Source organism: Nocardia yamanashiensis NBRC 100130 (assembly GCF_001613325.1).
Taxonomy (GTDB): Bacteria; Actinomycetota; Actinomycetes; order Mycobacteriales; family Mycobacteriaceae; genus Nocardia; species Nocardia yamanashiensis.
On record NZ_BDCD01000039.1, the window covers coordinates 21600 to 35159 of the forward strand.

A 13560-nucleotide genomic window follows, 5' to 3' on the forward strand; every position below is an offset into this window, starting at 1 on the left:
GTCCCGACCGGTCACCGACCCGGACGCCCGCCCCCGGCCAGCGCCGACAGTCCCTCGCGCAGGCGCAGCACCCGCACATACCGATATCGCTTCCCGAGCCGCCGGAACCCGGCCGCGAGCGCCAGCCCCGCCCCGACACCCACAGCGCCACAGACGATCACCGCCGCCACCGTCGGCTCGGTCCCCAGCAGCACCCAAGCCGCCCCCACCGCCGCGATCCCGAGCAGCCCCGCGCTCACCGCCAGCCCAACCGTCGATGCGAAGCGAGCCCGCCCGTGCCGCAGTGCGCGCGAATTGGATTCGGCATAAGCCCCCGCGAACAGCACGAGCAGCAACACCCCGAACGCCGTAGCCGTCGTTAGCGACTTCTGCTCGGTATGCACCCCGAACCGATAGGACGCGGTCTCGCTCCCATTCCGAGACAACGTCAGCTCCCCCGTCAAATCCCCCGCCACCACATACTGATTCACCGGCACAGGCACCGCGACCTCCCCGCCCCCATCCGGCAAAGCCACCGCCTCACCCCCGACCGGCACCCCCAGCACATCCCACGACAACTTCACCGAATCCGCATCCACCCCCGAAACAGCGACCGGCACCCCCTGCGACAAATCCACATCCACCCGGCTCACCGCCCCCGGATCCACCCCGCCTACCCGAATCATCCCCGCAGGCGGCACATCTCGCACACCCCCGCCCAACCCCAGCACCGCCACCGCCCCGACCACCACCGCACAGACCGCCCCCGCCAGCAACGGCACCCGAGCCGGCTTCAACCGCACCACCTGCTGCACCGGCACCAGATCCCCACGATCCACATCCACCAGCCGAGCCCCCTCATGCCGAATCGGCTGCCGCGGCCGCACCAGCACGAGCGAGCCCGCGGCCCAGCCCGACGCCGCGGAAGTCCTTCGAGGCACCGAACCGCTCGCAGCGGACGCCGCCGTCCCACCCGCAGCAGGTCCGCCATGCCGTCCCGCACCGCCCGGTTCGGACGGTCCGGCCCCACCCGAACCAACGGCGCCGGGATATCCACGCTCAGCCGGAATTCGCGGCCCAGCACCGCCATGCGACAACTCACCTGCCGCCCGCGGCCGCGCACCCGACTGCCCCGCAACGGGTTTCCGCGGACCGTCCGGGGGCGTACCCGCGCGTCCCACGTGTCCGCCCCCAACCGAATCCGTCCCACGCCGCCCGGAAATCTGTCCCGGACCGGCATCCGGTCCGGGCGTGGGCCACCCTGGGCCCGGGGTAGCCGGACGCATCACGGTTTCCGCATTGCGCCAACCTGATTCGCCGCGCTGATCGGGTCCGTCCGGCCCGGTACCGGGCGACGTACCGGTGGGCCGATTCGCCCAGCCGGGCGTGGCCGGGCTGATTTCGGTCTCGGCATTGCTCCAGGCGGATTCGTCTTCCGAGGGCGCGCCGGGCCGGGAGCCCGGAGCTCGGACGGTCGGTTCATTCACGGCCGGGTCCGTGGAGCGATGAGGTTGCGGCGTCCGATTCGGGCCGGTCGGTCGTGGAGTGGGGCCGCCCGGCATCGAATCGCTCGGTCGCCGCACCCGATACGCGCCGGACGGCGGTGTCGGGGCGCCCGTGAAACCGCCGGGGCGGGGTTGGGGGGTAAGGGAATCTCGGGTCGAGCCGCCGGTGGTGGCACGCGGGTCGTGCCGGGGTGACGGGGTGGTGCCCGGCGGCGGGGTGTGTGGGGTCCAGGCGCCGGCCGGGCTGGGGGTGAGGGGGCGGGAGCCGCCGGTGGCGGCGGCGACGATGGTGTCCGCGCCGACCACGGGGATGCCGACGGGGGTGAGCCAGCCGGTGCCCCAGCAGAAGGCGGCGGGTTCGGCGAGGGCGACGCCGAAGGATTCGGCGGTTTCGAAGCGGGCGGCGGGGTCGGGGGCGAGGCCGCGCATCACCACTTCGGCGATGGGTTCGGGGACGAAGGGGGCCACTTCGGTGAGGGGTACGGGGTCGCCGTAGGCGTGGGCGAAGAGCATGGCGAGGGCGTCCTCGCCGGGCGGGAAGGGGAGGGTGCCGGACAGGAGCTGATAGAGCATGGTGGCCAGGGCGTAGACGTCGGTGGCGGGCGAGAGCTGCTGGCCGCGAACCTGTTCGGGGGCGATGTAGGAGGGGGTGCCGATGATCTCGCCGGCCCGGGTGACCAGGGTGTCCTCACCGCCGACGATCTTGGCGATACCGAAATCGGTGAGTTTGAGGGTGCCATTGGCCGCGAACATGAGGTTCGACGGCTTCACATCGCGATGCAGGATGCCGTTGCGGTGCGCCGCGTCCAGCCCGGCCGCACACGACAGCGCCACCGCGACCGCCGCCGTCGCCTCGAATCCGGCTGCGATGAAACGGTTCTCGACCGTCCCGCCCGGCAGATACTCCAGCACCAGCAGGCACAGATCCTCGTGCTCGATGTAGTCGTACACCGGCACCACATGCGGATGATCCAGCCCCGCCATCACCCGTGCCTCGGCCACGAACCGCCGCCGCACCAGGGCATCGTCGGCGAAGTGCTCCGGTATCCGTTTGATGGCCACGCGCCGGTTCAGCCCGCGGTGCACGCCCGCCAGCACCACCCCGCACCCGCCCCGCCCGACCTGCCCGCCGACCTCGTACCCGGGTAGCGCCGCACGCACGCGCGCGATATCGCTCCCCGCCGCATCCCCCGCACTCATCCCCCGACTCCTCCCCGCCGTGGTCGCCGTGCCTCCGGATTGTCCCGGATCGTGGGCTCATCCGGATCCGTTTCGCTTCCGGGCGGACCCGGAACCCACCGCACGGTCGGTAGCGCAGGCGAGGACTTCGCGTCCCGCCCAATGGTGGTGTCCCCCACCCCCGGTCCGCCGGGCACACCTCGCACGACCGGACCGCGACCGCCGAGGGGTTCGTGGCGGATGGTGGGCTCGTCCAATCCGGCTGGGTCCTTGGGGAATACCGGGCCGGGGGTTTGATGGTGGACGGTCGGGGCGTCCGGGGAACCCGGAGGCGTGGCGGTGAATGCCGTGGTGGCGGGTTCGAGGTCCTGGGCGGTGGGTGGATGGGCCGGATCGGGGAAGGTGAGTGTTCCGCCGGGACGCATCGGGTGGGCGACGGTGTGGAAGGAGCCACTGTCGAGTTCCCTTGCGGCGGCCAGGTCTTCGGCATCCAAGCCGAGGTCGTCGGGCCTGCCCGGGGTGGGTGAGAGGTAACCGATCAGGAAGAAGACGGTGGCGGTTATACCGGCCAGGGCGAGCCAGAGACCGGTGCCTGGCACCCACCAGCGGGCCACCGAGGCGGTGAAGCCGGTCATCAGACCCAGGCCGATGCCGGGCGCCAGCAGGCGGACGCCGCGCTGCCACCGGTTGGCCGAAAGGCGATGGCGGGCAACGGACAAGGCCGCATCGGCGATGGCCAGACAGGTCAGGACAGCGAGGATGACGCCGAACAAACCGTAGACCGAGAAGAGCGAGCCGCGGACGTCGATGACGGTGTGCACGCTGGTCACCGCGTTGCCGTCGGAACCGATGAGGGTGAGGTCGGAGCCGATCAATCCGGTGGCCTGCCCGTCCAGTCCGGCGGGGTCGAGACGGTAGGTGAGCTTCTCGGTTTTGCCCGCGGCGACGGTCATTTCGACCGAGGTGGAATAGGAGAAGAAGTTCAAGCCGAGTACGTGACCGGTGAAGTCGATGCGCCGCACCGAGATCGGCTTGCCGGTGTCGTTCTTCACCTCCATCACGATCGGCGTCACCTTGCCCGGATCCAGGCGCACCGGATGCGCCGCGGTAGCGCCCGTCAATGCCCGGCCGTCGATGGTGGCGGTAGCGCTCACGCCACCGGCCGCCGCGGCCGGACCCGCCCCGAACCCGGCGGAAACGAAGGCGGTGAAAAGGAATGCGACGAAGGCGGCCGATCCGAGCAGCCGCAGGACCTTGGTGATATTCATCGGGGGCTCCGTGCGGGCAGGTGGGAAACCAGGCGGTGGCCGTAGTACCAGCCGCCGATGAGCAGGAAGAAAAGCAGAATCGTGGCCGTGGCGGCGCCGCCACCGACCTGACTAACCAGGACGATATCCAGGTTGGCGGCCAGCTTCTTACCGCATTCGGCGGTCACCTGATACTGGCCGATCTCGGTACCGCCGGTCTTCAGCGTCGCGCCGAACGTGCCGTCCGCACCCGCCTTGGTCTCACCGACCGCGGCATTGCCGATCGAAAGCTTCACCGCGGCACCGGAATCACAACCGCGACCGGTGGCGGCCACATCGGTGCCGGGCGTCACCGCGACGGGATTCAGCTCGAGCGCGCTGGTATTCGCGGCCGGCTGCGTACCGCCACCGCTCCCGCCCTGCGGCTGTGGGGTGCCCGGATTCGGCTGCGGCTGTTCTTGATTCCCGCCGCCGCCATTACCGGACCCGTCGCCACCGCTGCCGGATCCACCGCCACCGTTGCCGCCGCCATTACCGCCACCGCCGCCGGATCCGGTGCCGCCATTACCGCCGCCATTGCCACCTCCACCGCCCCCGGAATTCGGCGTCGTGATGTCGGGGCAGGTCCCGTTGGCGGGCTTGGCACTGCCATTCGGACAGTTCTCCGTCACCGGCGGGCACGTCGCGTTCGCGGCCACTACCGACCCATCCGGGCAATTCTTGGATGTCACTACGGGCGGACACGTCGCATTCGTGGCCACCACACTGCCGTCCGGACAGGTCTTGGAGGTCACCACCGGCGGACAAGTCGCGTTCGTGGCCACCACCGACCCGTCAGGGCACGTCTTCGACGTAACCACCGGCGGGCATGTCGCATGCGTAGCGACCACGCTCCCGTCCGGACATGTCTTCGTGGTCGGCGGGCACGCGGCGTTCGTCGACACGACCGATCCATCGGGGCAGGTCTTCGACGAAATGACCGGCGGGCATGTCGCACCGGCCGCGACGACGCTCCCGTCCGAGCAGGTCTTGGTGGTCGGCGGGCAGGACGCGCTTGCTTCCACGACGCTCCCGTCCCAGCAGGTCTTCGTGGTCGGCGGGCAGGACGCGGAGGCCGCGACAACGCTGCCGTCCCAACAGGTCTTGGTCTTCTCCACCTGCGGGCACGTCTGGTTCCCGTACACGACCGTCCCGTTCGAGCACAGCGTGCCATCGGGTTCGCCGTTGCCGCCCTTGCCGCCGGAATTGCCGGTGCCGTCACGGGTTCCGGTGCAGTCGGGTGAGCCGCTGCAATCCCCGCCGGAGCGGGTTCCGCCGCCGTCGGAGTTGTATCCGGTGGGCGCGGGGGTGGAATATCCTGTGCCGGGAGCGTTTTGGGCGGCGGTAGCCTGGGCCATGACGAACGGCGCGGCGGTGTCGGTCAGGGTGGTTGTGGCGGAATCGCCGGGATTCGCGGCGCCGATCCCGCAGACCAGGGCGACGACCCCCAGCGCGAACGCTATCGCCGCGATGCGGGTGAGGAGACTCGAACTCCGCACGCCGCGTGGGAATTTCGCACGCCTGGCAAACTTGCCGGCACGCCGACCATCATGTGCACGTGTCATCATCCGGCGGACCTCGCTCGTTCCGATGGTAAGTCCGGCACTCCCCCGTGTGCAGGCTTCTCACCCAGGCGTTACCTGAACGCTAAATGCGGCCGACCGGCCGGTCGTGGGTAGCTCGCTACTCGAGTTCATCGCCGGTATATCGCGATTCACGGCGGCGGCGTTCATACCGGTCCGCACACCGGACCGCGCCGAACCGTGGGGCGTCGCGCGACACGCCGGGCCGGGGAGCACAATGGCGCATATGCACCGTGCCGCGCCGAAAGCCGATATCGACGAATCCGCGCTGACCGTGACCGCCCCGAAGACCGCGGCGGCCGGAGTCAAGGCGGTGACCGTGGCGCTCGAGCGCGCGGTCGAGGAGATGGGCGTGGTGCGCACCGCACGCACCCTGACCCGGGTGAATCAGCGGCACGGGTTCGACTGCCCGGGCTGCGCCTGGCCCGAACCGACCGGTATGCGACGCCCGGCGGAGTTCTGCGAGAACGGCGCGAAGGCGGTGGCCGAGGAAGCCACGCTGCGCACCGTCACCCCCGAGTTCTTCGCCGCGCATTCGATCGAGGAGCTGGCCGGCAAATCCGGTTACTGGCTGGGGCAGCAGGGCCGCCTCACCCATCCGATGGTGCTGCGCCCCGGCGACACCCACTACTCCCCCATCGAATGGGACGACGCCTACCGTCTCATCGCCGAGGCCTTGAACGGCTTGGCATCGCCCGACGAAGCCGTCTTCTACACCTCCGGCCGCACCGCCAACGAGACCGCGTTCCTCTACCAGCTGCTGGTCCGCCGCTTCGGCACCAACAATCTGCCGGACTGTTCCAATATGTGCCACGAATCCTCGGGCGCGGCCTTGACCAGCTCCATCGGCATCGGCAAGGGCTCGGTGACGATCGACGACTTCAAGCACGCCGACCTGATCATCGTGGCCGGCCAGAACCCGGGCACCAATCATCCGCGCATGCTGTCCGCCCTCGGCGAGGCGAAAGCCCACGGCGCCAAGGTGATCGCGGTGAACCCGCTGCCCGAGACCGGGCTGCTCGGTTTCAAGGACCCGCAGACCGTGAAGGGTTTCACCGGCGGCATCAGCATCGCCGACGACTTCCTGCAGATCCGCCTCGGCGGCGATATGGCGCTGTTCCAGGGCCTGGGCAAACTGCTGTTCGAGGCCGAGGATCGCGCCCCGGGCACCGTGGTGGACCGGGCGTTCGTGGACGCGCACACCGCCGGGTTCGCCGAATACGAGAAGCAGATGCGCGCCGTCGATCTGGGCGTGGTCGAGGAGGCCACCGGCCTGACCCGCGCGGACCTGGACCGCACCGCGCGGCTGCTGACCGAATCCAAGGCCGTGATCATCTGCTGGGCCATGGGTTTGACCCAGCAGGTGCACGGCGTGGCCACCATCGAGGAGGCCACCAATCTGCTGCTCGCGCGCGGCATGATCGGCAAGCCGGGCGCGGGCGTGTGCCCGGTGCGCGGGCATTCCAATGTGCAGGGCGATCGCACCATGGGCATCTGGGAGAAGATGCCGGAGACCTTCCTGTCGGCGCTGGACAAGGAGTTCGGTATCACCAGCCCGCGCGAGCACGGCTGGGACACCGTGGATTCCATTCGCGCCATGCGGGACGGGCGCGGCAAGGTGTTCTTCGGTATGGGCGGTAATTTCGTCTCCGCCACCCCGGACACCGAGGTGACCGAGGCCGCGCTGCGCAATTGCGAACTGACCGTGCAGGTTTCGACGAAACTGAATCGCAGCCACGTGGTGCACGGCCGCACCGCGCTCATTTTGCCGACCCTGGGCCGCACCGACGAGGATATGCAAGGCGGTGCGCGCCAGCAGGTTTCGGTGGAGGACTCGATGTCGATGGTGCATCTGTCCACCGGCCGCCTGACGCCGGTGAGCGATCAGCTGCGCAGCGAGGTCGCCATCGTGTGCGAGCTGGCGCAGGCCCTGTTCGGTCCCGGCGATCCGATCCCGTGGGCCGAGTTCCGCCGCGACTACGACAAGATCCGCGACGCCATCTCCCGGGTGGTGCCCGGCTGCGCCGACTACAACGCGAAAGTGCGGGGCCGCAACGGTTTCCAGCTTCCGCATCCGCCGCGGGACGCGCGCGAATTCCGGACCGCCACCGGCAAGGCCAATTTCGCGGTCAACGATCTGCACTGGCTGCCCGTGCCGGCGGGCCGCCTGATTCTGCAGACCCTGCGCAGCCACGACCAGTACAACACCACCATCTACGGTCTGGACGACCGTTACCGCGGCATCCACAACGGCCGCCGCGTGGTGCTCGTCCACCCGGAGGACATCGCCGAACTCGGTTTCGCCGAGGACGATCTGGTCGACGTCATCTCCGAATGGACCGACGGCACCGAACGCAAGGTGACCGGATTCCGCCTGGTCGGCTATGCCACGCCGCGCGGCAATGCCGCCGCCTACTACCCGGAGACCAACCCGCTGGTTCCCCTCGACCATGTGGCGCGCCGCTCCAACACGCCGGTCTCCAAGGCGGTCACCGTCCGTCTCGAACGCCACGTGCACACGTCATGAGCCGCGTCACCGCCCGCCGCCGCACCCTGCGCATCGGCCCGAACGGCGTCATCACCCGCCCCGATTCGCTGGCCGTGGAGGAGCCGCTCGAGATCCGCACCTCGGGCAGCTCCCTCACCGTCACCATGCGCACGCCCGGCGCGGATATCGACCTCATCCACGGATTCCTCTACGCCGAGGGCATCATCGATACGGTCGAGGACGTCGTCACCGCCCGCTACTGCGCGGGCACCGACGAGAACGGCCAGAACACCTACAACGTGCTGGACGTGCAACTGCGCAAGCCGGTGGAGATCGCACCGCGCAACTTCCTCACCAACAGCGCGTGCGGACTCTGCGGCAAGACGGCCTTGGACGAGGTGCGCACCCGTATCCGCTATCCCCTACCCACCGAGGGACTGCGGGTTGATCTGGACGTACTCGCCAAACTCCCCACCGAACTCCGTTCCCGCCAACAGGTTTTCGACGCCACCGGCGGCCTGCACGCCGCAGCCCTCTTCACCGCCGACGGCACCGCGCTGGCGGTACGCGAGGACATCGGCCGCCACAACGCCGTGGACAAACTGATCGGCTGGGCCCTACGCGAAAACCGCCTCCCCGCCCACGACCTCCTCCTCATGGTCAGCGGCCGCGCCTCCTTCGAACTCGTCCAAAAAGCCGTCATGGCCGGCATCCCCCTACTCGGCGCAGTCTCCGCCCCAAGCTCCCTAGCCGTAGACCTCGCCGCCGACTCCGGCCTCACCCTCATCGGCTTCCTCCGCGGCGAAACCATGAACATCTACACGGCCGAGCACCGCATCAACCTCTGAACGGCTATTCAGCCGGGGTCACCCACCGCCGCAGGGCATCGATGGTGGATTCCGGCGAGGTGTTGAACGCGAACCGGATTCCGGGCGCCAGCTCGATGGTCACATTGATCAGCCGCTCGAACAGCAGCGTGTGCTCGGCCGCCATCCGCACCCCCGCCCCGATCATGGCGACCCGGAATCCGCCGTCCGCCAAGCATTCCCGCAGTTTCACCTCCGCCGCCGCGGGATCGGCGGGAACCTGACAGGACACGAAGTCGAACCCGGCCGCCCGCAAAGCGGCCTCGCCCGCCTCGATGCGCGCGGTCAACGTCGCCGCGTCGAGCTGCGGATATCTGCTGTAGTCGATAGCGCTCGGATGCAGCCCGATCGACAGCACCCGGTTCGAATTCGCTTCCGTCACCTGTTCCTCCGTTACCGATCCAACGATCCAGCACACCACCACGACCAGCAGCGCCAGGCCGACCAGAGCCTTCCTCATCAGGGAACGCCGCCGAGCCGGTGGAAAAATCCGCCCCCGGTGACCAGGGTGATCGTCGTCGTCTCGTTCGTCGTCATATCGGTAGCGTCGCGGGCCCCGTGCCGGCTCACCAGGACCGTCCGGGCCTGGGACTGCCGGTACCACCCCGGAATTCCGCCGCTCCGGCACCATGGAGGCCATGGACAGAGCCGAACTGGCGACGGTATTGCGGACGGCCCGGTCCCGGATCACTCCCGTGGAGGCGGGGCTCGCGGCGGGCGCTCGGCGTCAGGTGCCGGGGTTGCGGCGGGAGGAGGTCGCGCTGCTGGCGGGGGTCAGCGTGGATTATGTGGTTCGGCTGGAGCAGGGGCGGGGGCCGAAACCGTCCACGCAGGTGCTGGGTGCGCTGGCTCGGGCGCTGCGGATGACCGAACTCGATCGCGATCTGATGTTCCGGCTGGCCGGGGCCGAACCGCCGCAGGCCGGGCGGATTCCGATGGTGATCCGGCCGAGTGTGCTGCGCCTGCTCGACCGGATGGCCGATCTGCCCGCGCTGGTGCTGTCCGCCAAATCCGACATCCTGGCCTGGAATCCCTTGGCGGCCGCACTGTTCGGCGATTTCTCCGAGCATCCGGTGCATCAGCGCAATGTCATGTGGCAGCGCTTCCTCGGCGACGGCCTGAGCCGGCTGGTGCTGACCCCGGAGCAGGAGGCCGCCAATGCCGCGGCCTGTGTCGGTTGCCTGCGCGCGGTCCGGGCCCGCTATCCGGACGATCCCGGATTGGCCCGGCTGCTCGCCGAGCTGCGGTCCGGCAGTCCGCGATTCGAGGAATTGTGGCAGGCGGGGCGGTCCAGCACCGATTCGGCCTCGGCACTGGATCTGCTGCGCGTCACCGGGCTCCAGCGCTTCGGCTGATCCGGGTCTCGCACAGTGAAGCTCGCGGGTCCGATTCCGGCCGCCGACTGCTAGGCTCCGCACTAGAACGCGTTCCAATTCAATGGGAGTTTCAATGGCAGTGCAGCCTCGTGACGTGGCGGAACAGTATGTGAAGCTGGTGGCCACCGGCCCCACCTCGGCGATCATCGATCTGTATGCGCCGGACGCGACGGTGGAGGATCCCATCGGCAGTGAGGCCCGGGTCGGGCACGAGAAGATCCGGGAGATGTACACCGCGCTGGAGTACATGGAGCGGCAGACCGAGCTGCACACCGTGAAGGTCAACGGGAACCACGCGGCCGTGTCGTTCACCCTCGTCGGCACCGTCAACGGGCAGCGCATGACGCTCGCGCCGATCGACATCATGGAGTTCGACGACGAGGGCAAGATCATCAGCATGCGGGCCTACTGGGGTCCCGAGGACATGAAGATGGAGCCCGTCGAGGGCTAGCCCCTTGTCCGCCTCCCGCCGCGCGAATTACGGTGTCATCACCATTGGTTCGACGGCGGGAGGGGCCGATGCGAATCTCATTGCACGGCACCGGTGACGGGGTTCGGGTGCGGATGCGGCTCGAGGTGAACCGGCGGCGCTGGCTGGCGCTGCAGATCATGCTCGGCATTCTCGCGGCACAGGCGGTGATCATCGGCCTGTGGGCGGTGGTCGCCCCGGAATCGTTCTACAACTCCTTCCCGGGTTTCGGGATGCACTGGGTGCGGGTGGACGGACCCTACAACCATCATCTGGCGGGGGACGTCGGCGCGTTCTTCCTGGCCATGGGTGTCATGACGGGGGCCGCGCTGTATATGCGCGACAGCCTGCTGGGCCGGATCGCCGGACTGGGCTGGGTGGTGTTCGGCGTACCGCACCTGCTGTACCACGCGCTGCATCGCCCCGCGGAGCTCGGCGCCGCCGAATTCACCTTCAGTCTGATTGCGGCCCTGGCGCTTCCGGCGCTCGGCCTGGCCTGTCTGCTGGTCGCCCCGAAGGAGCGCCGCCAGGTCCCGGAGCCGAAACCGGTCACCTTCAAATTCGGCCGGCGACAGCGCTGAAATTCCTTCCCATTCGCCCCTGGAACCGATGAGTTCTCCGGCGCCGCACCGTCGTAACAGGTGTAGCGCGAGCGCCGATTTTCGAAGTATCGGAGTACCGGTTCAATGGCGAACCGTGGGGATCAAAGGCGATCACCGAGCACTCCGGAATCTGCCCCGGCGCACCACGACGGCACGGAGCAGAGGAGAAGAACTACATGGAGCTTTCGGTTACGCAGTTCGTCACGCTCGACGGCGTCTACCAGGCGCCGGGCGGACCGGAGGAAGATCCGGACGGGGGTTTCGCGCACGGGGGATGGTCAGCGCCTTTCGGCGACGAGGATTTCGGCGAGTTCATGGTCGGCGTGTTCGAGAACGTGGACGCGTTCCTGCTCGGCCGCAAGACCTACGAGATTTTCAGCGGGTACTGGCCGCGGCACAATGACCCGGCCGATCCGATCGCATCGAAGCTGAACGAGCTGCCCAAGTACGTGGCGTCAAGCACCCTGGAGAGCGCGGACTGGTCAGGCGCTGAGATCCTGCGCGGCGATCTCGCCAAGGAGGTCGCCGAACTCAAGTCCCGCCCCGGCCGCGAACTCCAGGTCCACGGCAGCGGCAACCTCGCCCAATCCCTCCTCGCCCACGGCCTGGTGGACACCCTCCACATCCTGACGTTCCCGGTCATCCTCGGCTCCGGCAAAAGGTTCTTCGTCGAAGGCGCACAACCGACCGGCCTCGAACTGACCGCGTCGAGCACCACCTCCAAGGGCGTAGTGCTCTCCACCTACCGCGCCGCCGGCGCACCCGTCTACGGCGACTTCGGCGACTGAACAAGCGAAAACGAAAGCGGCCCCGCGAAATTCGCAGGGCCGCTTTTCGTAGCTCTCGGACATTTCGCCGCGTGCTGCGGCCGTGTCCGCCGGGGGTTTCAGGGGTGAAACCCCTGAGAGTCCCGAGAGTTTGTTACGCCGACTTCTCCCGGCGCTCGGGTCCGGACTGACGCTTGCGCGGCACGATGGTCGGCAGCACATTGTCGTTCACGGTGTCGGCGGTGACGACCACCTTCGCCACGTCATCGCGGCTGGGGATGTCGTACATGACCGGCAGGAGGACTTCCTCCATGATGGCCCGCAGACCACGCGCCCCGGTACCGCGCAGGATCGCCTGATCCGCAACGGCTTCGAGCGCGTCCTCGGTGAATTCCAGATCCACGCCGTCCATTTCGAACAGGCGCACATACTGCTTCACGAGTGCGTTCTTCGGCTCGGCCAGAATCCGGACGAGAGATTCCTTGTCCAGGTTGGTCACCGAAGCCACGATCGGCAGACGGCCGATGAACTCCGGAATCAAACCGAACTTGATCAAGTCCTCCGGCATGACGTCCGCGAAGTGATCCGCGGTGTCGATCTCGGCCTTGGAGCGGACTTCCGCGCCGAAACCGATGCCGCGCTTGCCGACTCGATCCTGAACGATCTTCTCCAGGCCCGCAAACGCGCCCGCCACGATGAAAAGCACATTCGTGGTGTCGATCTGGATGAATTCCTGATGCGGGTGCTTGCGTCCACCCTGCGGCGGCACCGAAGCCTGCGTGCCCTCGAGGATCTTCAGCAGCGCCTGCTGCACGCCCTCGCCCGACACGTCGCGGGTGATGGACGGGTTCTCCGACTTGCGGGCGATCTTGTCGACCTCGTCGATGTAGATGATGCCGGTCTCGGCCCGCTTGACGTCGTAATCGGCGGCCTGGATCAGCTTCAGCAGGATGTTCTCCACATCCTCACCGACATAGCCGGCCTCGGTCAGCGCCGTGGCGTCCGCGATGGCGAACGGCACGTTCAGCATCTTGGCGAGGGTCTGCGCCAGATACGTCTTGCCGCAGCCGGTCGGCCCGAGCATGAGAATGTTCGACTTCATCAACTCGACCGGTTCGCCCCGGGAGTCGCGGCCCTTGTCACCGGCCTGAATTCGCTTGTAGTGGTTGTAGACCGCCACCGCGAGCGTGCGCTTCGCAGAATCCTGGCCGATCACGTACTGCTCGAGGAAGTCGCGGATTTCCGCGGGCTTCGGCAGTTCGTCGAGCTTGACCTCGCTGGATTCGGCGAGCTCTTCCTCGATGATCTCGTTGCACAGGTCGATGCACTCGTCGCAGATGTACACCCCCGGTCCCGCAATGAGCTTCTTGACCTGCTTCTGGCTCTTTCCGCAGAACGAGCACTTGAGCAGATCGCCGCCATCACCGATGCGCGCCATCTCCTGGGTCCCTACTTCCTTG

At 68.2% G+C, this 13560-nt stretch carries 12 protein-coding genes; 7 read left to right on the forward strand and 5 right to left on the reverse strand.

What is annotated here, in order from left to right:
• Positions 1-11: 11 nt before the first annotated feature.
• Genes NY1_RS45240 through NY1_RS43370 form a run of 3 tightly spaced genes read right to left on the reverse strand, consistent with a single transcriptional unit; the run spans position 12 to position 4581 of the window.
• Positions 12-2684, reverse strand: a complete 2673-nt coding sequence (locus NY1_RS45240; RefSeq protein WP_067721585.1) for a serine/threonine protein kinase — start codon at positions 2682-2684, stop codon at positions 12-14.
• Positions 2681-3931 (reverse strand): hypothetical protein, encoded by a 1251-nt coding sequence (locus tag NY1_RS35650; protein ID WP_067721586.1) that lies wholly within the window; start codon positions 3929-3931, stop codon positions 2681-2683. Before NY1_RS35650 ends, NY1_RS45240 begins: the two co-directional genes overlap by 4 nt.
• Entirely contained in the window at positions 3928-4581 is a 654-nt protein-coding gene (locus NY1_RS43370; protein ID WP_157762670.1) for a hypothetical protein, read from the reverse strand. Before NY1_RS43370 ends, NY1_RS35650 begins: the two co-directional genes overlap by 4 nt.
• Positions 4582-4693: 112 nt before the next feature.
• On the opposite strand from NY1_RS43370, the gene NY1_RS35660 reads away from it, so the two are divergent.
• The 3 genes from NY1_RS35660 to fdhD all read left to right on the forward strand — a co-directional run bounded on the left by NY1_RS35660 (position 4694) and on the right by fdhD (position 8868).
• Positions 4694-5593: a hypothetical protein gene (locus NY1_RS35660; RefSeq protein WP_157762671.1), complete on the forward strand. Its 900-nt coding sequence runs from the start codon at positions 4694-4696 to the stop codon at positions 5591-5593.
• Between the two features lie 165 nt (positions 5594-5758).
• Positions 5759-8059 carry an FdhF/YdeP family oxidoreductase gene (locus tag NY1_RS35665; RefSeq protein ID WP_067721636.1) on the forward strand — a complete coding sequence of 767 codons (2301 nt, stop codon included), beginning with the start codon at positions 5759-5761 and terminating at the stop codon, positions 8057-8059.
• Positions 8056-8868: a formate dehydrogenase accessory sulfurtransferase FdhD gene (gene fdhD, locus NY1_RS35670; protein WP_067721588.1), complete on the forward strand. Its 813-nt coding sequence runs from the start codon at positions 8056-8058 to the stop codon at positions 8866-8868. Before NY1_RS35665 ends, fdhD begins: the two co-directional genes overlap by 4 nt.
• A gap of 4 nt (positions 8869-8872) precedes the next feature.
• Here the strand turns inward: fdhD and NY1_RS35675 are convergent, their stop codons facing one another.
• Positions 8873-9346: a hypothetical protein gene (locus tag NY1_RS35675; RefSeq protein ID WP_218028530.1), complete on the reverse strand. Its 474-nt coding sequence runs from the start codon at positions 9344-9346 to the stop codon at positions 8873-8875.
• Positions 9347-9524: 178 nt separating this feature from the next.
• On the opposite strand from NY1_RS35675, the gene NY1_RS35680 reads away from it, so the two are divergent.
• The 4 genes from NY1_RS35680 to NY1_RS35695 all read left to right on the forward strand — a co-directional run bounded on the left by NY1_RS35680 (position 9525) and on the right by NY1_RS35695 (position 12121).
• Complete coding sequence (locus NY1_RS35680) at positions 9525-10241, forward strand: helix-turn-helix domain-containing protein (protein WP_067721638.1); 717 nt, start codon at positions 9525-9527, stop codon at positions 10239-10241.
• Positions 10242-10335: 94 nt separating this feature from the next.
• The gene (locus tag NY1_RS35685) at positions 10336-10713 is read left to right on the forward strand and encodes a nuclear transport factor 2 family protein (protein WP_067721589.1); all 378 of its coding nucleotides are present in this window, start codon (positions 10336-10338) and stop codon (positions 10711-10713) included.
• A gap of 68 nt (positions 10714-10781) precedes the next feature.
• Entirely contained in the window at positions 10782-11312 is a 531-nt protein-coding gene (locus NY1_RS35690; RefSeq protein WP_067721590.1) for a hypothetical protein, read from the forward strand.
• A 197-nt stretch (positions 11313-11509) separates the two neighbouring features.
• The gene (locus NY1_RS35695; protein ID WP_067721591.1) at positions 11510-12121 is read left to right on the forward strand and encodes a dihydrofolate reductase family protein; all 612 of its coding nucleotides are present in this window, start codon (positions 11510-11512) and stop codon (positions 12119-12121) included.
• Positions 12122-12254: 133 nt separating this feature from the next.
• Here the strand turns inward: NY1_RS35695 and clpX are convergent, their stop codons facing one another.
• Entirely contained in the window at positions 12255-13538 is a 1284-nt protein-coding gene (gene clpX, locus NY1_RS35700) for an ATP-dependent Clp protease ATP-binding subunit ClpX (protein ID WP_067721592.1), read from the reverse strand.
• Positions 13539-13560 lie beyond the last annotated feature (22 nt).